Raw genomic sequence first — 20394 nt, forward strand, 5'->3', positions numbered from 1 at the left:
AAAATCAAAAACTTTAGATTACAGCTCAGAGGAGTAAAAGATAAATCTTTTTTTCTTTTTAGATTAACCAAACTTTTTGCGTAATCCACAACTTTTGGTGCTGATCCTAGATTACCTAAGCTTTTTGTATCACCTGAAGTTTTATACCGATCCGATCTTTTGTTTATTTTTAAACAAGTGTATAACTATTTTACTCTATCACCATCAGTATTTTTCTTAATCTGAATTTTGAGCAAAAAAAAATTCCCGAAAAAATTCGGGAAAATCGAGAGCCAACTACGGGACTTGAACCCGTGACCTCTTCCTTACCAAGGAAGCACTCTACCGCTGAGCTAAGTCGGCATCAACTAAAAAAATCACACTAAGTAGCATGATTTTTATTGAGCGGAAGACGGGGGTCGAACCCGCGACATTCAGCTTGGAAGGCTGACGCTCTACCAACTGAGCTACTTCCGCAATTTTGTTTCCAAAATTATTGGTAAACGCTTTGCAAAACTAAGAATTAATTTTTAATTCTGCAAACTTTTTTCTAATATAAAATATAGTGGGGAGAGCAGGATTCGAACCTACGAAGCCGAAGCAACTGAGTTACAGTCAGTCCCATTTAGCCACTCTGGAATCTCCCCAGATATTTTATATTAAATTGAGCCTCCAGAGGGATTCGAACCCACGACCCCGAGATTACAAATCACGTGCTCTGGCCAACTGAGCTATGGAGGCAATTTAACTTTTAGACTGAAAGCGATTGAGAAACTCTACTCTACGCATTTCAGTGTTAAAAAAATCAACTTTAAATATTGATTTTTGTGAGCGGAAGACGGGGGTCGAACCCGCGACATTCAGCTTGGAAGGCTGACGCTCTACCAACTGAGCTACTTCCGCAATTTTGTTTCCAAAACTATTGGTAAACGCTGTGCAAAACTAAGAATTATTTTTTAATCTTGCAAGTTTTTTTTTCAAAAATATAAAGTGGGGAGAGCAGGATTCGAACCTACGAAGCCGAAGCAACTGAGTTACAGTCAGTCCCATTTAGCCACTCTGGAATCTCCCCAGATTTTTTATATTTTATGAGCCTCCAGAGGGATTCGAACCCACGACCCCGAGATTACAAATCACGTGCTCTGGCCAACTGAGCTATGGAGGCAAAATAAAAAAGAATTCAAAAGATCGCTGTTCCTTTTTTGCGATTGCAAAGATAGAACGGATTTTTTGAATTCTCAAATATTTTATAAACTTTTTTTATTTTTTTTTCTATGCCATTTCTTTTTTCTTGATTAATAGCTTTTTAGCAGTATCAACGCAAAGGTCCAAACTTTCCTCAAAACTTGCACTTGTCTTTTTTACTACAATATCATCTCCCGGAACCGCTAAAATAATCTCAGCTGTTTTGTTAGCTTTATCAGCATTATTTTCTACTTTTAGAAATATTTTACACTCATGAATTTTATCATAGAATGTTTCTAGCTTGCTTACTTTTTTTTCGATGTGTGATTCTAGTGGTTCATGTGGAGTTAAACCAATTGATTGTACTGTGATCTTCATAATTCTTCTTTTTTTGATGCTCGAGGGTGAGCTTGATTAAACACTTTTTTCAATTGTTCAATATTAGCATTCGTATACACTTGAGTACTTGCAAGACTGGAATGCCCTAATATTTTTTTTACTTTGGAGATCTCCGCCCCATTATCCAATACGTGAGTAGCAAAGCTATGCCGAAGGATATGAGGACTTTTTTTTTCTTTCGTTGTTATAAGACTAAGGTACTTATTAACTACCACATAAACAAATTTTTCGTTGAGTTTTTTCCCTTTCTTATTGACAAAAAAACAGGTTTGATATTCTGCCTGCGGATTTCTTATTTTCAAATAATTTTTAAGAAGCTCAGACAACTCTCCGGAAATAGGAACTACTCTTTCTTTGTTCCCTTTTCCGATGATTTTTAATTCATTTCCATTTAAGTCAACATGTTCAAATACCAGGCCACAAAGTTCCGCTTTACGCATTCCTGTCTGATAAAGAACCTCCATAATAGATTTCTCCAATATATCATGCATTTGCCCAAAGACACGTTCATTAAGATCTTTCATTTCTTCTTCAGACATAGGGATCTGTTTTTCAGCATAAAACTTAAGAGAAGAGACTCCTTCCGTGGGAGAAATTTTTATTTCACCTATTTTTAATAGAAATAGATAAAAACTTCTAAGAGAAGATAATTTCCTATTGATACTTCTTTTTGAGATATTCTTTTCACTTAAATCAACAATAAAGTTTCTGATAATTTTTTTATCAGCTTTCGAAATATCTTCAGAAGATTCTGTTCGGAGATAGAAATGGGAAAAGTCGTCAAGGTCTTTTTTGTAGCTTGTAATCGTGTGGGGAGAGTACCTTTTTTCGAATTGTAGATATTCTAAAAACTTTTCCAGCATCATGGGATATAAAATAAAAATTCACTTCTCAAATATAAGAATTTAAGAAGTGAATTAATATGTGTTTAAGAAAAAATTCTTAAGCCTGCTCTTCCTTGCTAAGTGCTCTTTGCTTGTAAGCAGCTTTCAACTTAGATTGTCTCAAAGTTACAGAAGGCTTGATAAACGCTTGTCTAGATCTTAATTGACGAACTGTACCTGTTTTATCAAATTTTCTTTTGTATTTTTTTAAAGCTCTGTCGATGGATTCACCATCTTTAACTGGAATTATTAACATATTTTACATCTCATTTTGGATTGCAAAACTAAACATTTTTTCTTAAAACACAAAATTAAAAGCATTTTTATTTTCAACAACTCATGGAATTCCCTAATCCTCCATCCTTTATAAAACTAATAAGTTAAAGAATCCACCGAAACAAGTTATTAATTTAGAATAAAATTCTATTAAAAATATCTCAAACTTGAAAAACAACCTAAAACACTAACTAACAGTGTTTTAAATAGGAAATAAGAATAGTAAATTTTATTTTGCAAAAAAACACACAAATGACTCGACACCTGTTTATTTCCTTAATTTTCTTCAGCAGTTTTGTATTTTCTCAGCAAAGAACTAAGATACCTCCACAGAAACCAGGTCCGGCCAGTATGAAAGCTGGTGCTTTTATAGATATTAACTCTGCTCCATATCCTGAGTCCAATTATGACATAACACAATTAGTAAAAGATGTACTTATTACAGGAGGATCTACATGTACTGGAGCTAATGTTAGCAATGTGATGGTATCTCTGAATTTGGCTGCCACCAACCAGAACAGAAGCTGGGGATACTTTAATAAGGCTACTACAAATTTCCCATTTGAAAAAGGCATAATGCTTTCAACCGGATTTGCCAGAAGAGCAGGAAATAATTTCCAGGCAGATTTAGGCGATAATCTCCCTTCCGGCGGAGATACAGATTTGGCAACAGCATTAGGAATTTCCAATTCAGATTTATTCAATGCCACTTTTATAGAATTTGATTTTATTCCTTTATCCACTGAGGTATCATTTAAATATTTATTTGCTTCTACGGAATATCAGAGTAATTTTACATGTAGTTTTACCGATGGTTTTGCCTTACTATTAAAAAAAGTGGGAGACCCTGATTATACTAACCTTGCTGCCCTTCCTAATGGAGAACCTGTAAGTGTAACCAACATCATTCCTTCCCAGTTGTCCTGCGGGCCAAAGAATGTTCAATACTTTGGTGGATTGAATCCTTCACAAACTGTAACCAATTTTAAAGGCCGCACAATACCATTAACAGCAAAAGCTACGGTCATTCCCGGCCAGACCTATCATTTCAAAATAGTTCTGGCAGATTTTGGTGATTCTCTATTTGATTCCGGGGTATTCCTGGAAGCAGGTTCTTTTGATATCGGAGTCAAAATATTAGACCCTACAGGTGTTCAACTCCCCCCTTTCATCAACCTTTGCGATAACAAGTCACAAGTTCTTACTGCATCGGTTCAGGCCGGAAACCCTACCTATCAATGGTCATTCAACAACATTCCTATTCCAGCTGCCACCTCGGCAAACCATACCGTAACACAGCCAGGAGTGTACAGTGTACAAGTGATCCTACCTGGAAATGCATGTCCAGGGACAGCCAGTATCACCGTCACAACAGGTACATCTGCTACAGTACAAAATACTAAATTAACAACATGCTATACTTCCGGAAATGCTATATATAACTTAACCTCAGCACAATCTTCTATAAGTACAACACCAGGGGTTACATTTCACTATTATCAAAACCTATCTGATGCTAATTCCGGAAATACAAATACCATTGGTACCCCAACAGCCTATTCAAGTCCTGGAAATCAGACAATCTATGTATTGGTAAAAAATGGATTATGTAATAAGGTCGCAGAACTCAGCCTAGTCAAGGCCAATGAAATCATTACCACTATTACAGCTTCCACATCCACTATATGTTATGGACAGAGTGCAACACTAACCTCCAATCATGCCTCCGGCAACACCTGGTCTACTGGAGAAACCACCCAGTCAATTACCATCACAACATCCGGAGTCTACACTTTAACAAACAGCTTAGGAGAATGTACAGGCCAACCAGCTTCTGTAACCATCACCGCCGAAGCAGATCCTAACATACAGATAACCGGCAAACTCTCATTATGCAACGCTCCAACACAGCTCACCGCATCTTCATCGGGAGCGGGAAACACCTATACATGGTCAAATGGAGCAACCGGAAACTCTATCACCGTTTCCACAGCTGGAACTTATACTGTCACAGTAGAAACCAGCAATGGATGTAAATATCAAAAATCAGTAACAGTAACGCAAGATATAATACCTATTCCAACAATCTCAGCTTCCTCTCAAGTAATCTGTGGTAACAATAGCATAATCCTGACTTCCAATCTTCCAACAGGCAATACATGGTCAACCGGAGAAACTACGCCAAGCATTACTGTGACCACTCCAGGCACTTATACGCTAACGAACAGCAACGGGGCCTGTACAAGCCTTCCCACCTCTGTCACAATTACCAAAGAAGCAAATCCTAACCTAAACATCATAGGAAATACAACTTTCTGTGGAGGAGCTTCTACCACATTAACCGCTACTGCAACAGGAAATGGAAACAGCTTTTCCTGGTCAAACGGGGTAAACACCGCCAGCAATACTGTAAGTACTCCCGGAACTTATACTGTTATTGTAACAACTGGAGCGGGATGTCAGTATCAAAAATCAATAACTGTAACAATGGATCCCAAGATCACAGTCAACATTGCTATACCCGAGGAGATCAACTGTATCAATAAGCAAATTACATTAGATGCTACTACATCCGTTTATCAAGCAGGAGCAACATTTTTATGGACTGCAGCAAATGGAGGGAATATTGTATCAGGCACTAATACTTTGACTCCCATTGTAAGTAACAGTGGAGTCTATACACTTACTATTACTAATCCCACCGCCAACGGATGTACAAAACAAGCTTCAGTAACTGTAACAAAAAATACAACTCTTCCTATAATTTCTATTTCAGCTTCATCTCTCACAATATGTCAAGGAGATTCTGTAATCATTACAGCTTCAGGAGCTACAACCTATACATGGTCCGGATTATCGGGAACAGGAAATACTCAAACCGTAGCACCCACTATCACCACAACATATTCAGTTACAGGAACCAATCCAAACGGCTGTAGCTCTACAACAACCGTAACCATTAAAGTTGTCCCTGAAATTATATCTACACTACATAATATTGAAATATGCCAAGGTGATAAAGCCCTTTTAGATGCAGGCCCCGGGCCCCAATACACTTACCTATGGAACAATGGAGCCACGACCCAGACAATTCTCACCAATACTGCAGGAAGTTATTCTGTAAAGATCAGTAACGAAAATTGTTCTAAAATCTTTACAGCAACCGTTTCTTATATTGCCGTACCGGAAATACAGGAAATAACCTACAAATACAATACATTAACAATACATGCAAAGAATAATGGGAATACACCTTTAGAATACTCTATTGATAATGGTGTCACCTGGCAGTCTTCTCCTGTTTTTCAAAATATTCTCAGAAATTCCCAATATTATATTGTTGTAAAGAATAAAGGAGCATCATGCGCATCCCATATTGAATATTATACTTTTTTCATGGCCAATATTATCACGCCCAATTATGATGGTATCAATGATGTCATCGATTTCAGTATCATCAGTAAATATGGAAATTTTCAGGGTAATATATTTGATAGGTATGGAAAAAATGTTTTCAAAATAGGTACTAAAAAACCTGTCTGGGATGGGACATTTTTAGATCGTCCACTTCCTACCGGCACTTACTGGTATACATTATCATGGGAAGACCGAATTACTAAAAAACCTGTCACATCATCAGGATGGATACTCTTAAAAAACAGAAACTAAAATTTTATATGCCGGCCATTGTGCCGGCATTTCTAATTGATCATCACTGTCTTCATTATTATTTTAAAAAGTAATCCAGAGTATTAATGGTATGTAAACAAAAAGTATTACCTTTGCATTCACTTTATTCATGGGGTTGACTGGTTTCGACAGCAAGATCAATGGGTAAGTAAGCATGCAGAGAACCGTAGCGCGATCTCTTAAATCCCTTGCTACAAAATTTTAACTGGCAACGAAGAGTTCGCTCTTGCAGCTTAATCCGAATAAAGTAAGATTCAAGCGCTTTCCCGAAGATAGTAAGGAAGCAAGATGTCTCACAAATGCTCCGTTCTACGGCGTTTGATCCTGAGATATAGTAATGTAGAAATAAGATTTCAGAAGCTTCGGCTGAAATTCGAAAACCTTAGAAGATAAGCTGGAAGTTGGGTGTCTATCCTCTGCCTTCAGTCGAAAACCAATGGTAGAATAAGCATGTAGAAAGCTTATGTGTTGCTTGTTTGGACGAGGGTTCGAATCCCTCCAACTCCACAGAAATATAAAAACCACTGATTTATTCAGTGGTTTTTTTCTATAATACAACATATATTATGAAGTGCTATTCTTTTTAAACCATTCAATATAAGCACCTACAGCTTTCTGGAGAAAATTTCTCACTTCTTCATCTTTTAAATCCCCGTTTTCATCCCATACTTTATCAATATGAGGCAAATAAGCTTCAGGTTGCTGCATCGCAGGGACATTCAAAAAAACAAGACTTTGCCTCAAATGATGATTAGCTCCAAAGCCTGATAAATTTCCCGGCGAACTACTGAATACCGCTCCCGGCTTTCCATCCCATACATTCTTACCTGGCAGGCCTCGAACCAACATCTATAGCATTTTTCAATACCGCGGGAACAGATCTGTTGTGCTCTGGGGTAATAAAAACAACTCCGGCAAGGTTTTTTATTTCATCTCTGAATTTCACATAAGATTCAGGAACATTATTATAATCATCAAAATCCTGGTTGTATATTGGCAAATTGTCTATTGAAATAATTTTAAACTCAAAACCATGAGGAGCCATAGAAATTAAGGCTTTTGCTATTTTTTTAGAGAAAGATTCTTTCCGTAAACTGCCGGCTATAAGTCCGATTACTTTGTTCATAATAATAGTATTTAAGTGATTATACTATTGATAACAGCAAAAATAATGCGACAATATCAGGAAAATCCGGATTACCAGATAACAGCAATAGAATATTAAGATATCATACTGGGGGATAGACCAAACTGCTTTTTAAAGGTAAAAGAAAAATGAGACAGGTCTTCAAATCCCAGATCCAGATAAATATCAGACGCTTTTTTGCCTTTCTCCAACAAATACCGGGCTTCCTGTAACCTCTTTTGAAGCAGCCATTTTCTGGGAGCAATTCCAAAGATTTTTTCAAAGTCTCTTTTAAATGTTGCCAAACTTCTTCCGGTGAGATAAGCAAAACGGTCTAGCTTTACATTAAAATGATAATTCTTCAACATAAACTCTTCAAGGTTGATTTTATATGGATCATAACTGTCATATAAAATATTTTTAAGGGTTACATCGTGTCCAAATAAAAGCAACAACGCCTCTTTTTGCTTTACCAAAGCTAGTTCTGGAGATTTATTTTCTAAAAGATCCTGATATTGCAACAAAGATTCCATAAAATATTTTAAATATGAAACTTCTGATAAATTGATAAATGCCGGTGTTTTCTTTTTTTCCTGCAATATAAAATCTTCCTCAGTACTCATTTGCTTTAGTAAAGTATCATCAAATCTTATAGACAGTGATTTAAATCCTTCCTCTTCACATGGCTTTTTCAGGAATTTTAAAAGCTGATTCTTCTGAACAAGATACACATCTCCACTTCGGAACACTCTTCTATGTACTCCGTCATTAAGTTCCATTTCTCCTGAAATCACCATAGACAATGCATTATAAGAAACAAACTGTTCTCCTTCACGGAAAACCGTAAAGTAACATGAGTAATTGATATAATCCAGATTTTCAGACATGATAATACTTTGAAATACAGTCAAACCAAAAAAATTCTGATGTGACTGTTAAAGATACTGCTTTTAATTATTTTATACTAAAATAGATTTCGGCTCAAGGTATTCTTCTAAGCCATAAACCCCAAATTCCCTTCCTATACCCGACTGTTTAAAACCTCCAAAAGGTGCTAAGGGATCATGTTTAAAACCATTTACACAAACTCTTCCCGCATCTATCTGTGAAGCTACGTTTAATGCACGCTGTTCATCTGATGATGAAACATAAGCAGCTAATCCATATGTAGTGTCATTTGCAATCGCAATAGCATCTTCTTCATTCTCATATGGGATGATTGAAAGTACCGGACCAAAAATTTCGTCCTGTGCTATTCTCATTTCATTCTTTACATTGGTAAAAATAGTAGCCTTGACAAAGTTACCATTTTCCAGACCTTCAGGCTTCCCTATACCTCCTGACAATAACTCGGCACCCTCTTCTACTCCAATCTTAATATAACTTTGTACCCGTTCATATTGTTTTTCTGAAACCATTGGTCCTACATTCGTGTTTTCATCCTCCGGATTTCCTACCCTTACCTGTTGAATCACTTCTTTTGCAATAGTGTTTACTTCCGCAAGCTTTGAATAAGGAACCAGTAAACGTGTTGGAGCAACACAAGCCTGACCACTATTCATATAGGCACCAAACACTGCCTGAGGAATTACCTGTTTCAAATCAGCATCATCAAGGATAATATTTGGTGACTTTCCTCCGAGTTCCAATGTTACCCTTTTCATAGAACCTACAGCCTCTTTCGCAATCATTTTCCCTGTCTGTGTAGAACCGGTAAATGATATTTTAGAAATATAAGAACTATTTACTATTTCACTTCCAACAACATTCCCTAATCCATTCACTAAATTAAAAATTCCTTTTGGAAGTCCCGCATTATGGAAGCACTCCATAATAACCTGCGTTTGCATTGCACTCATTTCACTAGGCTTTACTACCACTGTACAACCAGCAGCAACAGCTGTTGCAAATTTGCTACAGATAAAACTATTACTGGAATTCCAAGGGGTAATAATTCCCACTACTCCTACAGGTGTCATTTCTACCCTGGTGTTTCCTGCTTTTCGGGTAAATTCAAAATGACGCAAAACTTCTATCATACTATCGAAGCCACTTAGCATATTTTGAAAACTCATGGTACAAAACTGTCTAGTTCCACCATATTCCAGAATCATCGTCTCAATGAGATCTTTTTCTCTACTTTCAACAGCTTTCCTTACATTTTGAAGAATAACAATACGTTCTTCTACAGTTGACTTTGAAAATGTTTTAAAAGCTTCTTTTGCAGCAATAATCGCTTTTTGGGTATCTATTTCATTTCCCAATACCACCTCTCCAATTTTCTGATGGTTGGAAGGATTAATGAGGTCAAAAGTTTCAGTACCACTCAGTGTAATAAATTCGCCATTAATATAGGCTTGGTCAATATTTTTCATATGTATTTATTTTAATTTTACATGACAAATTTCTGACAATAGATCACTCATAGCTTTGCCAAGAAGCTCAATTCAACTTTGTTAAAAAGCTCAAAAAAATATAACGTGAAAAACATACCCATTAGAAAACAAAAAAGACCCTTAAAATAGGGCCTTTTGAATTATTTCATCTTTTTATAAAATTCGTAGAGTGCATCAATATCTGCAGAGCAAAGTATGGGAAGCACTTTCTCAAGAATTATTTCATCCCATTCCCACCATTTCATTTCAAGCAACAGTGCTATATGATGTTCACTAAACCTTTTTCTGATGGGTTTTGCTGGGTTTCCCCCTACAATTGTATAAGGTTCTACATCTTTGGTTACCAGAGCACGGCTCCCAATCACTGCTCCGTCACCAATTTTAACTCCAGCCATGACCATTGCCTCCGTACCAATCCAGACGTCATTTCCGATGACAGTATCACCTGCTGATTCAAAGGCATCTTTACTATTTTGAAAGCATTCCACTTCTGACATATAATAGAAGGGAAAACTTGAAATCCAGTCATAGCGATGTCCCTGATTTCCACACATGATAAAACTGGCACCACTTCCTATGGAACAATAGGAACCAATAATTAACTTATCTACATCATTTCTATCAGGGAGCAGATACCGGGCACAGTCGTCAAAGGAATGACCGTGGTAATATCCTGAATAATAAGAATATTTTCCAGCAATAATATTGGGGTTCTGAATATGGTCTTGTATGATTTTGCCTTTAAAAGGACTTTCAAAGAAATTTTTCATTTTTTAGCTTTTAAATATAACAATAGAGATAAAGAGAACAGCTGTAAGCCATTCTTTAGAAAAAAATAGGTTTTGTTAATTCAAAAAAGCTAACGTGTTAATTTCATAACACACAAATATAGGTAAAAAAGCATAGACTTTTCATTCATTTTTGATCCGGAAAAGACAAAATCTGACTTTTTTCAACCATTTTATTCAGAAAATAATTCAGTCTATCAGCAATTTAAAATTAATACTCTATAATCCAATCAAATATAAATAGCTGAAAACTAAAACACTAAACACAGCTCATCTAAAATGAAAACTCTCTGTCCACAAAAAAGACTAAAAAAATGTTTTATCGTAAAGAATTTTATATATTTGCAGCATCTAACAATTAAAAAAATAATTTACTATGTCAGACATTGCATCAAGAGTAAAAGCTATCATCGCTGATAAGCTTGACGTTGAAGAAACAGAAGTAACTCCTGAAGCTAGCTTCACTAACGATTTAGGAGCAGATTCACTAGATACAGTTGAGTTAATCATGGAATTTGAAAAAGAATTTAACATTCAGATCCCTGATGACCAAGCTGAAAAAATTACTACTGTAGGGCACGCTATCGCTTACATCGAAGAAGTAGTAAATAAATAATATTCTTCAACAAAAAAGAAATTAAACAAAGTTTATGGAATTAAAAAGAGTAGTTGTAACAGGTTTTGGAGCAATAACACCAATCGGAAATAATGCAAAAGAATACTGGGAAAATCTTGTAAAAGGTGAGAGCGGAGCCGCTCCGATTACTCTTTTTGATGCCACAAACTTTAAAACCAAGTTCGCTTGTGAGGTGAAAGGTTTCGATCCATTACAGCATTTCGATAAGAAAGAAGCTAAAAAAATGGACCGAAATACTCAATTGGGGCTTGTTGCTGCTAAAGAAGCAGTAGCACATTCCGGCATTATTGAAGATAATGTAGATAAAAACAGAGTTGGTGTAATTTGGGGCTCCGGAATCGGAGGTCTGGAAACATTTGAAACGGAAGTTTTAGGATGGGCAAATACGGAGATTCCTAGATTCAACCCGTTCTTTATTCCTAAGATGATTGCTGATATGACTCCTGGTCAGATCTCAATTGAATATGGTTTCCATGGTCCTAACTATACAACTGTATCTGCATGTGCTTCTTCAGCTAATGCTATAATTGATTCCAAGATGCTTATCCAATTAGGGAAAGCAGACGTGATTGTGTGCGGAGGCTCTGAAGCAGCCGTTACGGCAAGTGGTGTCGGTGGATTCAATGCAATGATGGCACTTTCTACAAGAAATGATGATCCTACAACAGCTTCAAGACCTTTTGACAAAGACAGAGATGGATTTGTATTAGGTGAAGGTGCTGGATGTATTATTCTTGAAGAATATGAGCACGCGGTAAAACGTGGGGCTACAATTTATGCAGAATTATTAGGAGGCGGTATGAGTGCAGATGCATATCATATGACTGCTCCACATCCTGAAGGCCTTGGTGCTTATCTGGTAATGAAAAACTGTTTGGAAGATGCAGGCTTAACTGCTGATGAAGTAGATCATATCAACATGCATGGTACTTCTACTCCATTAGGAGATATCGCAGAATCCAACGCAATTTCGAAATTATTAGGCGAGCATGCTTTTGACATTCAGATCAATTCTACAAAGTCAATGACAGGTCACCTTTTAGGGGCTGCAGGTGTTATTGAGGCTATCGCTGCGTTAGGAACTATTATTCATGGTATTGTTCCTCCTACCATTAACCATTTCACTGATGATGAAAAGATTGACAGCAGACTAAACTTTACGTTTAACACTGCCGTTAAGAAAGATGTAAAAGTAGCCATGAGCAATACTTTTGGATTTGGCGGGCATAACGCTTGCGTTCTATTTAAGAAAATCTAAATTCAATGAATGGAGTTACAGAAATACTTTTCTAAATTCCTTCTCAAAAAAAGAAAAAGACAATTAACGGAAAGAGATTATTTCCTCAGTACTGAACTTAAAAAAGTTTTGGGTACAGAGGTAGAAAATATGGCTCTTTACCGTGAGGCTTTTTCTTTAAAAAATTCTTCTAAAAATCAAGACAGTAATTACGAAAGGCTTGAATTTTTAGGAGATTCTGTTTTGGGTACAATTATTTCTTGTCATTTGTTCCAGACCTATCCTCAGGCTAATGAAGGATATCTGACACAGATGAAATCTAAGATTGTTAATAGGAAAAATCTTAATAAATTAGGGGAAGACCTTAAGCTTACAGACCTTCTGCAAAAGCAGAATAATTCTTCAGCTTTAGGGGAAAATATCTCTGGAAATTTATTTGAAGCTTTAATCGGTGCCGTTTATCTGGATTTCCATTATGATGCTTGCAGAAAGATCATTCTGGAAAGACTTCTGACCCCTTCCGAAATTAACAAACTTGAAAATAAAATTGTCAGCTACAAAGGTCTCCTTCTTGAATGGAGCCAGAAGAAGAAGGTAAGTATAAAGTACGAAACCTGTGAGGAAATACAGCCCAACAAGGCAGTTATGTTCCGTTGTCATGTATGGCTGGGTGATGAAAAGATTGCCAATGCCACAGAAACCTCCAAGAAAAAGGCTGAAGAAAAGGCAGCACAGAGGGCTTTTTATATTTTAAATAAAAAAGAAAATATACTTGGAAATTCAAAAACTTTATGATCTGGATGAGGTAGAATTTGAAGATATTGCCATAGGATTGGTAAGATTAGCAAAAGATATACCCGCTCATGAGTTTTTCTATAAAATAAATCAACTTAACAATCTCAGTTTTTCAAGAAAAAAAGACATGGTCTTTCATGGGGATTATTATGATTATTTTTTTCCAAGGTTTGAAGCTTATCACAAGTTTTCTAAGACCTGTTTTACCTTTATTTCAAATAAATCTTCTGAAAGTAAACAAAAAAAAGTTCAAACCGAGCTCTTTACAGAAGAAGAAAATATTAAATTTTTATTAAATAATCAGGTAGATGTAGAATATATTCTGCATAGTTCGGAACAGTTTCCTGATTTTTCCGTAATTTTGCTCCCTGAAAATCTTGTTTTTCCAATTCAAGATTATACACTGAGTTCTGATGAGGAACTTTATCAAATTATCCAGTATTATGAATAAGTATTTAAAGAAGACAAAAATTATCGCAACACTAGGACCTGCTTCATCATCGAAGGAGGTAATGTTAGATCTAATGAAGGCGGGTGTTGATATTTTCAGAATAAATTTTTCCCATGCAGATTACGACTTAGTTCGATCAAATATTGAAATAATTAGAGAGCTAAACAACGAGTATGGTTATTCAGTGGGTATCTTAGGAGACCTTCAGGGACCTAAGCTAAGAGTAGGTGTCGTAAAAGAAGGATCATATCTGAACCCTGGAGATATTCTTACTTTCACTAATGAAAAGATGGAAGGAGACTCTACCAAGGTTTATATGACTTATCAACAGTTTCCACAGGATGTAAAAGTAGGGGAAAGAATCCTTATTGATGATGGAAAACTGATGTTGGAGGTTATCGAAACCAATGAAATAGATACTGTAAAAGCAAAAACCATTCAGGGAGGTCCGTTAAGTTCTAAAAAAGGAGTTAATCTACCTAACACGAATGTTTCTCTCCCTGCATTGACAGAAAAGGATATTCAGGATGCTAACTTCATGCTTGACATGGAGGTAGACTGGATTGCTCTTTCTTTCGTACGTCATGCACAGGATATCATTGATTTGAAAGAATTAATTGCAAAACATCCAAACGGTAAATTCAAAACTCCGATTATCGCTAAGATTGAAAAACCTGAAGGGGTTAAAAATATTGAAGAAATCTTATTGGAATGTGATGGACTGATGGTTGCCCGTGGTGACTTAGGAGTTGAAGTTCCAATGGAGGAAGTTCCAGCTATCCAGAAAAACCTGGTAGAGAAAGCAAGATTCTATTCCAAGCCGGTAATTATTGCCACTCAGATGATGGAAACAATGATCAACAGCTTAACGCCAACCAGAGCGGAAGTAAATGATGTTGCCAACTCTGTATTGGATGGAGCTGATGCGGTAATGCTTTCAGGAGAGACTTCTGTAGGTAGATATCCGGTACAGGTGGTAGAAAATATGGCTAAAATTGTGAAAAACATTGAAACCACTCACTTCTATCAACACAAAAACGAACCAATTGAAAAAGACTACAACTGCATCGATGAGAGATTCATTACGAACAGGGTATGTCTTGCAGCGGTAAGAATTGCTAAAACAACAAACGTTTCTGCGATCGTAACCTTGACTCACTCAGGATATACAGCTTTCCAGCTTGCAGCTCACAGACCTAACTCTCAGATTATCGTATACAGTGGAAACAAAAGAGTAATTACTATGCTGAACCTTCTTTGGGGTGTTCACGCTTACTATTACGATATGAAAAAATCTACTGATGAAACAATCATCCAGGTAAATATGCTAACCCATAATTACGGTTATATTGAGACAGGTGACTTCGTTATCAACATCAATGCTACTCCATCGTATGAAGGGGGTAAAACTAATACGTTGAGATTAACGACAGTTTAATTGAATAAGCAATAAGCAATAAGCAATAAGCAAAGTTACTTTTTGCCAAAGCATAAAAAACTCCCGGAAATTGATTTTCGGGAGTTTTTATTTTATAATATAGGTTTAAAACTTAGTTACCTACAATAGTCTTTGCGGTTACAAACTCTTTTAAAGCATGTAAAGAAAGCTCTGTTCCATACCCTGAACCCTTTGAGCCTCCGAATGGGAAACGTGGGTCAGAACTGGTCATTCTGTTGATATTAACAGTTCCTGATTCCAGGTTTTCAATAAAGAATAGCTGACGGTCTTTGTCTTTAGTCCAGACAGAGTTTGAAAGCCCGAAAGGAATATCATTGGCAATCTGTAATGCTTCTTCAGCATCCTTTGCAATCATGACCATTCCAAGTGGTCCGAAAAGTTCTTCTTTTAAGATTGGATTTCCTTCCTTAACTCTGATTAAACCCGGTTGAAATTGATTCTCTGAAATTCTCTCCAAAGGAAGAATGATTTCAGCACCATTTTCCAACGCTCTGTTGAACTGAGCTTCTAACTCATCAGCCAAGTCTGGTCTTGCCATTCCTGCTAATCTAGTTTCTTTATTTAAAGGATCTCCGATTTCATATTTTTTATATTCTTCAATGAAAATAGGTAAAAACTGATCTTCGATCTTTTCATCAATAATAAATCTTTTAGCTGCAGTACAAGTTTGTCCACAGTTTTGAAGCCTTGATTTTGCTCCGGCTTTTGCAGCTCCTTCAAGATCTGCATCCTCAAAAATGATAAATGCATCACTTCCTCCCAATTCAAGTAAAGATTTTTTAATATTTAGGCCTGCAATAGATGCTACTTCACCTCCTGCTTTTCCACTTCCTGTAAGACTTACTCCCTTTACAGCATCGTGCTCAAGAATTTCTTTTACTGCTTTGTGACCTACTTCAAGATTCTGGAATACTCCTTCTGGGAAACCTGCTTCCAAAAGCACTTCTTCTATTGCATTTCCGCTTCCGAAACAAATTGAAGCATGTTTTAAAACCACTGTATTTCCAGCCAAAATTGCAGGAACAGCAAATCTCAATACCTGCCAGAAAGGAAAGTTCCAGGGCATTACTCCTAGGATTACTCCTTTAGGAGCATAATGAACTTCAGAATAGGTAAATTCAGATTCTATTTCTTCGGGTTTTAAAATATTTTCAGCATTGGCATAATAGTTCATCATTAAAGCGCACTTTTCTACCTCAGCAATCGATTCCGAAATGGGTTTATTCATTTCCGTAGTAATGATCCTTCCAAATTTCTCTGAATTATTTTTTAGTATTTCTGCTGCTTTTGCGATTAACTTCTGCTTTTCTTCAAACGGCACTTTTCGCCACACTGAAAACACACCATCTGCTTTAATAAGCTTGTTTTCAATTAATTGTTCCATAATATAATTTCTGTTTTAAATTCAGCTAATGAATTTATGAGCACTTTTATTTTAAAAGCACGATAAAGTCAGCAAATTCTATTCCTTAAGGGTCAAAAAAAGAATGATTTTCTCTATCGGAAGAATATAGACTTCTCTTAAATCATTAGCCATTCATTCACCAGACAAGCTGCAAGTCTTGCCGTTCTGTCCTGAATATCGAACGACGGATTGACTTCTGCTACATCCAATGCAACCAGTTTTTTGTTTTTTAAGATATGCCTGTAAAAATGCATAAAGGTTGCGTCTGCAAAGATACCATTATATGCTGAAGCTGAAACCCCCGGAGCGATAGATGCATTAAAAACATCCATACAAATGGTAAGATAAACATAATCTACATTCTCCAGCAAGTCATCAATACGCTGATAAATAGAAGGGAGGTTTTCAAAGAATAATTCATCTGCAAGGATATACTTCATTCCATATTGATGCGCTGTATCAAAGAGTTTTAAGGTATTGGAATTCCTCTGAATCCCGATGTGTAAAGAATTAATAGATCCTTCCTGAGCTATTTGCCAGAATCCGGTTCCTGAGCTTGGTCCTACTCCCTTTTCCGGTTGCCTGTTATCAAAGTGAGCATCAATATTGATAATTCCTATTTTTTGTTCCGGAAAAGCTGTTTTAATCCCCAAATAATGAGCGTAGGTCACTTCATGTCCCCCACCCAAAACGAGTGATTTACCACTTTTTAAAAGCACTTTTGAAACATTTTTGGCAAGATTGTTCTGAGTATTTTCCAGGTTACCATCCTCACAAGTAATGTTTCCGAAATCCAGCATGGCAAAATTGGGAAGAATTACTGGAAAATTAGCCATATTTTTTCTGATCACGTTGGGGGCATCTTTAGCACCCTGACGGCCTTTATTCCTCCTGACTCCTTCATCCACGGCAAAACCGTGCAAAGCGAAATCATTCGTTAAAATATTATCGTAATTCTGTTCTTCCTTTACTCTCTGAAATAGCCTGTGGAAAAGAAGCTCTTCTCCATCTAATCTACCCTGCCAAATATTTTGAAGCATAATCCTTTAAAATTCAATTTTAGTCACATCATTCTATTCAGTAAAGCTAATTAATATTGTTTACATATAAAAACTCCTTTGCACATTATATAAAGAATTCGTTGCAAGAATATTACCTATAAAAAATGTGGAAAAGAAAAGCTTATCCACATTTTTTATTTTAAACAGCGTTATTATAATACTTAAAATACTGCCAGTATTTATCTTTAAAGATATTGAATGAGATTTTATATTCAGGGTTTCTATCTTTTATGGTTTTAAAAACTTTAGAGATTTCTCTGAAATCTTTACCTGCAAAATAGCTTTCTTTGATGTTGTCTGAACTTTCCCTGCCTATATACAGATATCCTTTTTCTTTCAGGTTTTCAATAGCTTTATCTTCAATTTCACTTAATATTTCAAAATCTTCTTTTTCCGGAAGTCCATCATTATGCTCACCGTTATAATGGAACTTAAGGACTGATATCCATGGATAGGAAGCTTTTTCATGATAATTTAATAAAGAGAGATTCATACAGGCGATGAGGGGTTTTTCATTATCAAGAGTTGCTCTTAGAATAGAAAATTCTTCTTCAACATCAGCGCTCTTTATACTTTTATACTTTTCTGTAAATTCTCTTTCCCGCCATGACAGGAAGTCTTTCAGTTTTTCAATAGGAACAAGGTCCTGTTTAGCCTTGTCTATTTCAACTACAGTGAAAGTATCAATCTGAGTCGCAAAATTCAATTCTCCTAAAAAGCTATCCAAAAAGATGCAGACACCTGTTGTTACAGCGTTTTTATTTTCAGCATTTCCATCATAAACAAAGACTAAGTCAATTTCATCGGGATATTCTTCCTGCTCTTTGGAATAGAAGAAAATATTATCTTTCGAAAAGCTATACTCTCCCATCTCAACGCCTACATTTTCTATATTTTTTTCAGGCTTTAAGGCTGTAAACTTCCAATGACCAAGTGTAGGAGCTGCTTCTATAAGTTCTTCTATAAAAACAATGTTCCGGATTTCTCCATCTGCCGTAAAAACTAATTCTGCTGTAGAATCATTGCTCATCCCGGTCAGAAAGTAAAATCCTTCATTGATCTGTCTTAGCTTGGCAGCAATATGATCAAAAAAATCTTTTTCAATTGCTTCCTGGCCACCGTTTTTAACGATCTCATAAAAGTATTTTTCTTTTGCTAGAAACCAATCCCAAAAATCTTTATAATCCAACTGCTTCTGCTCCATTTCAAATAGTATTTAATCAATTTGCTTACCGTCAATATAAACATGTTCAGCCTTAAGACTTCCCTGATTATAAAGAACATTTTGGAAATTATTAGTTTTAAACGTCACAAAATCTGCTTTTTTTCCCGCTTCAAGTTTCCCTCTGTCTTCAAGATTAAGAGCATACGCAGCACGGTAAGTCATTCCGGCTAATATCTCAGCTGTTGTCAGCTTCTGGAATGTGGCCAAAATAGAAGCCTGAGTGATCAGGTTTCCCATAGGTGCTGACCCCGGATTCCAATCACTTGCAATCGCGACAATAGCTCCTGCATCTAATAATTTTCTTGCTGGTGTAAATTTTTCGCCCAATCCTAAACTTGCTCCCGGCAATGCGGTTGCTACAGTATCCGATTTTGCCAGGAAATCGATATCTTCATCAATGGTAGCTTCCAGATGGTCTGCTGACTTCGCTCCCACTTCTACTGCAATTCTTGAACTTCCCGGTGTAAACTGGTCTGCATGAACGGTTATTTCAAAACCTAAATCTTTAGTTTTAAGTAAAAATTCTTTACTTTCTTCCGGTTGAAATGCCGATTTCTCAATAAAGATATCTACACGCTTCGCCAGATTTTCTTCTTTTACTTTTGGAAGTATTTCGGTCAGAATATAGTTAAGATATTCTGGATTACTACCTTCGAAATCTCTTGGTTTTAAGTGAGCGGAAAGACAGGTAGGAACTAAAGTTGCCTTTGTGGATTCCTGAGCTTTTTTAATGATTCGAAGCATTTTTAATTCGTTCTCCACATCCAGTCCATAGCCACTTTTAACTTCAATGGTAGTAATTCCAAGATCCACAAGGAACTTGATTCTTTCCAGCAATGTTTTCAATAATTCTTCTTCTGAAGCATTTCTTGTATGCTGTACAGAACTCCAGATTCCACCACCACTTTCAGCAATCTCCAAATAAGTTTTCCCTGCATTACGCATCGCAAAGTCATTGGCTCTGTTTCCACCAAAGCAAATATGAGTATGTGAATCTACAAAGGCAGGCAGAACCACCTGTTCTCCTTCAATGGATTCTATTTCTATTGTTGGATTTTCATTTTTCAAAGTTTCAAAATTACCCATTTTCTTAATGGTTTCATTTTCAACTATTATTCCTCCATCAACAATAATTTCTAATTGTTCGTCTGTAAGTTTTCCTCTTAGCGGAAGGTTGGCAAGTGTTACAACCTGCTTAAATGGGCCTATTAATTTCATTTATTTAGGATAAAGGTTAGAAAATGAATGATCTCTATTTAATTTCAAATACAATCAATCAAATTTTAATTTTCCTCTCAAAAATACTTAAAATATCTCAATTTCGTTCTTAGTCTCAGTGTAAACCTCAGCCTAAATCTTAATCTCAGTTTCAAATTCACCTTTTCTCAATCTTCATTTCAA

Annotated in this window: 18 protein-coding genes, 7 tRNA genes and 1 other RNA gene; 7 read left to right on the top strand and 19 right to left on the bottom strand. The window is 36.2% G+C overall.

Translation table 11 applies throughout. The features are described 5' to 3' along the window. Positions 1-270: 270 nt before the first annotated feature. From DRF65_RS08985 to rpsU, 10 genes are all read right to left on the bottom strand, one after another. Positions 271-342: transfer RNA gene (locus DRF65_RS08985), tRNA-Thr, on the bottom strand. Between the two features lie 41 nt (positions 343-383). Further along, positions 384-456: transfer RNA gene (locus DRF65_RS08990), tRNA-Gly, on the bottom strand. 89 nt (positions 457-545) lie between these two features. Beyond that, positions 546-626 (bottom strand) — tRNA-Tyr (locus DRF65_RS08995). Between the two features lie 20 nt (positions 627-646). Then, positions 647-720, bottom strand: a tRNA-Thr gene (locus DRF65_RS09000). 89 nt (positions 721-809) lie between these two features. Continuing rightward, positions 810-882: transfer RNA gene (locus DRF65_RS09005), tRNA-Gly, on the bottom strand. An 88-nt stretch (positions 883-970) separates the two neighbouring features. Continuing rightward, positions 971-1051 (bottom strand) — tRNA-Tyr (locus tag DRF65_RS09010). 19 nt (positions 1052-1070) lie between these two features. Beyond that, a tRNA-Thr gene (locus DRF65_RS09015) sits at positions 1071-1144 on the bottom strand. A 107-nt stretch (positions 1145-1251) separates the two neighbouring features. After that, entirely contained in the window at positions 1252-1542 is a 291-nt protein-coding gene (locus DRF65_RS09020; RefSeq protein WP_115970438.1) for an HPF/RaiA family ribosome-associated protein, read from the bottom strand. After that, complete coding sequence (locus DRF65_RS09025; protein WP_115970439.1) at positions 1539-2426, bottom strand: tyrosine-type recombinase/integrase; 888 nt, start codon at positions 2424-2426, stop codon at positions 1539-1541. The genes DRF65_RS09020 and DRF65_RS09025 overlap by 4 nt, the downstream gene beginning before the upstream one ends. A gap of 79 nt (positions 2427-2505) precedes the next feature. Then, on the bottom strand, positions 2506-2703 hold the full coding sequence (gene rpsU / locus DRF65_RS09030) for a 30S ribosomal protein S21 (RefSeq protein ID WP_045501128.1): 198 nt from the start codon (positions 2701-2703) through the stop codon (positions 2506-2508). A gap of 272 nt (positions 2704-2975) precedes the next feature. Between rpsU and DRF65_RS09035 the strand changes: the two genes are divergently transcribed. Both DRF65_RS09035 and ssrA read left to right on the top strand, forming a co-directional pair. Further along, the gene (locus tag DRF65_RS09035) at positions 2976-6392 is read left to right on the top strand and encodes a choice-of-anchor L domain-containing protein (RefSeq protein WP_115970440.1); all 3417 of its coding nucleotides are present in this window, start codon (positions 2976-2978) and stop codon (positions 6390-6392) included. 132 nt (positions 6393-6524) lie between these two features. Then, positions 6525-6923, top strand: a transfer-messenger RNA (tmRNA) gene (gene ssrA / locus DRF65_RS09040). Positions 6924-6977: 54 nt separating this feature from the next. Here ssrA and DRF65_RS28810 read toward each other — a convergent pair. From DRF65_RS28810 to catB, 5 genes are all read right to left on the bottom strand, one after another. Next, on the bottom strand, positions 6978-7262 hold the full coding sequence (locus DRF65_RS28810; RefSeq protein WP_228438593.1) for an NADPH-dependent FMN reductase: 285 nt from the start codon (positions 7260-7262) through the stop codon (positions 6978-6980). After that, positions 7237-7539, bottom strand: coding sequence for an NADPH-dependent FMN reductase (locus DRF65_RS28815; RefSeq protein WP_228438595.1), 303 nt, complete (start codon positions 7537-7539; stop codon positions 7237-7239). Before DRF65_RS28815 ends, DRF65_RS28810 begins: the two co-directional genes overlap by 26 nt. Positions 7540-7634: 95 nt before the next feature. Then, positions 7635-8426 (bottom strand): helix-turn-helix domain-containing protein, encoded by a 792-nt coding sequence (locus tag DRF65_RS09050; protein WP_115970441.1) that lies wholly within the window; start codon positions 8424-8426, stop codon positions 7635-7637. 72 nt (positions 8427-8498) lie between these two features. Beyond that, entirely contained in the window at positions 8499-9914 is a 1416-nt protein-coding gene (locus DRF65_RS09055) for an aldehyde dehydrogenase family protein (RefSeq protein ID WP_115970442.1), read from the bottom strand. A gap of 161 nt (positions 9915-10075) precedes the next feature. Next, positions 10076-10705 (bottom strand): type B chloramphenicol O-acetyltransferase, encoded by a 630-nt coding sequence (catB, locus tag DRF65_RS09060; protein WP_115970443.1) that lies wholly within the window; start codon positions 10703-10705, stop codon positions 10076-10078. A 394-nt stretch (positions 10706-11099) separates the two neighbouring features. Here catB and DRF65_RS09065 point away from each other — a divergent pair, with 394 nt between their 5' ends. From DRF65_RS09065 to pyk, 5 genes are read left to right on the top strand one after another with little or no spacing between them, the layout of a single operon-like run. Further along, positions 11100-11339 (top strand): acyl carrier protein, encoded by a 240-nt coding sequence (locus DRF65_RS09065; RefSeq protein WP_002976354.1) that lies wholly within the window; start codon positions 11100-11102, stop codon positions 11337-11339. Positions 11340-11373: 34 nt separating this feature from the next. Further along, entirely contained in the window at positions 11374-12618 is a 1245-nt protein-coding gene (gene fabF / locus DRF65_RS09070) for a beta-ketoacyl-ACP synthase II (RefSeq protein ID WP_115970444.1), read from the top strand. Between the two features lie 9 nt (positions 12619-12627). Continuing rightward, positions 12628-13392 carry a ribonuclease III gene (gene rnc / locus DRF65_RS09075; RefSeq protein WP_115970445.1) on the top strand — a complete coding sequence of 255 codons (765 nt, stop codon included), beginning with the start codon at positions 12628-12630 and terminating at the stop codon, positions 13390-13392. After that, entirely contained in the window at positions 13370-13843 is a 474-nt protein-coding gene (locus DRF65_RS09080) for an IPExxxVDY family protein (RefSeq protein ID WP_115970446.1), read from the top strand. The genes rnc and DRF65_RS09080 overlap by 23 nt, the downstream gene beginning before the upstream one ends. Next, on the top strand, positions 13836-15281 hold the full coding sequence (pyk, locus tag DRF65_RS09085) for a pyruvate kinase (RefSeq protein WP_115970581.1): 1446 nt from the start codon (positions 13836-13838) through the stop codon (positions 15279-15281). Before DRF65_RS09080 ends, pyk begins: the two co-directional genes overlap by 8 nt. Before the next feature lie 112 nt (positions 15282-15393). On the opposite strand, the gene DRF65_RS09090 is transcribed toward pyk, so the two are convergent. From DRF65_RS09090 to hutI, 4 genes are all read right to left on the bottom strand, one after another. Next, positions 15394-16686: an aldehyde dehydrogenase family protein gene (locus tag DRF65_RS09090; protein WP_115970447.1), complete on the bottom strand. Its 1293-nt coding sequence runs from the start codon at positions 16684-16686 to the stop codon at positions 15394-15396. Between the two features lie 137 nt (positions 16687-16823). Beyond that, positions 16824-17747 carry a formimidoylglutamase gene (gene hutG, locus DRF65_RS09095; protein ID WP_115970448.1) on the bottom strand — a complete coding sequence of 308 codons (924 nt, stop codon included), beginning with the start codon at positions 17745-17747 and terminating at the stop codon, positions 16824-16826. Between the two features lie 160 nt (positions 17748-17907). Then, on the bottom strand, positions 17908-18972 hold the full coding sequence (locus tag DRF65_RS09100; RefSeq protein ID WP_115970449.1) for a DUF695 domain-containing protein: 1065 nt from the start codon (positions 18970-18972) through the stop codon (positions 17908-17910). Between the two features lie 12 nt (positions 18973-18984). Beyond that, positions 18985-20211 carry an imidazolonepropionase gene (hutI, locus tag DRF65_RS09105; protein ID WP_115970450.1) on the bottom strand — a complete coding sequence of 409 codons (1227 nt, stop codon included), beginning with the start codon at positions 20209-20211 and terminating at the stop codon, positions 18985-18987. Positions 20212-20394: the final 183 nt, after the last annotated feature.

Source organism: Chryseobacterium pennae (assembly GCF_003385515.1).
In the GTDB taxonomy this organism is placed as follows: Bacteria; Bacteroidota; Bacteroidia; order Flavobacteriales; family Weeksellaceae; genus Chryseobacterium; species Chryseobacterium pennae.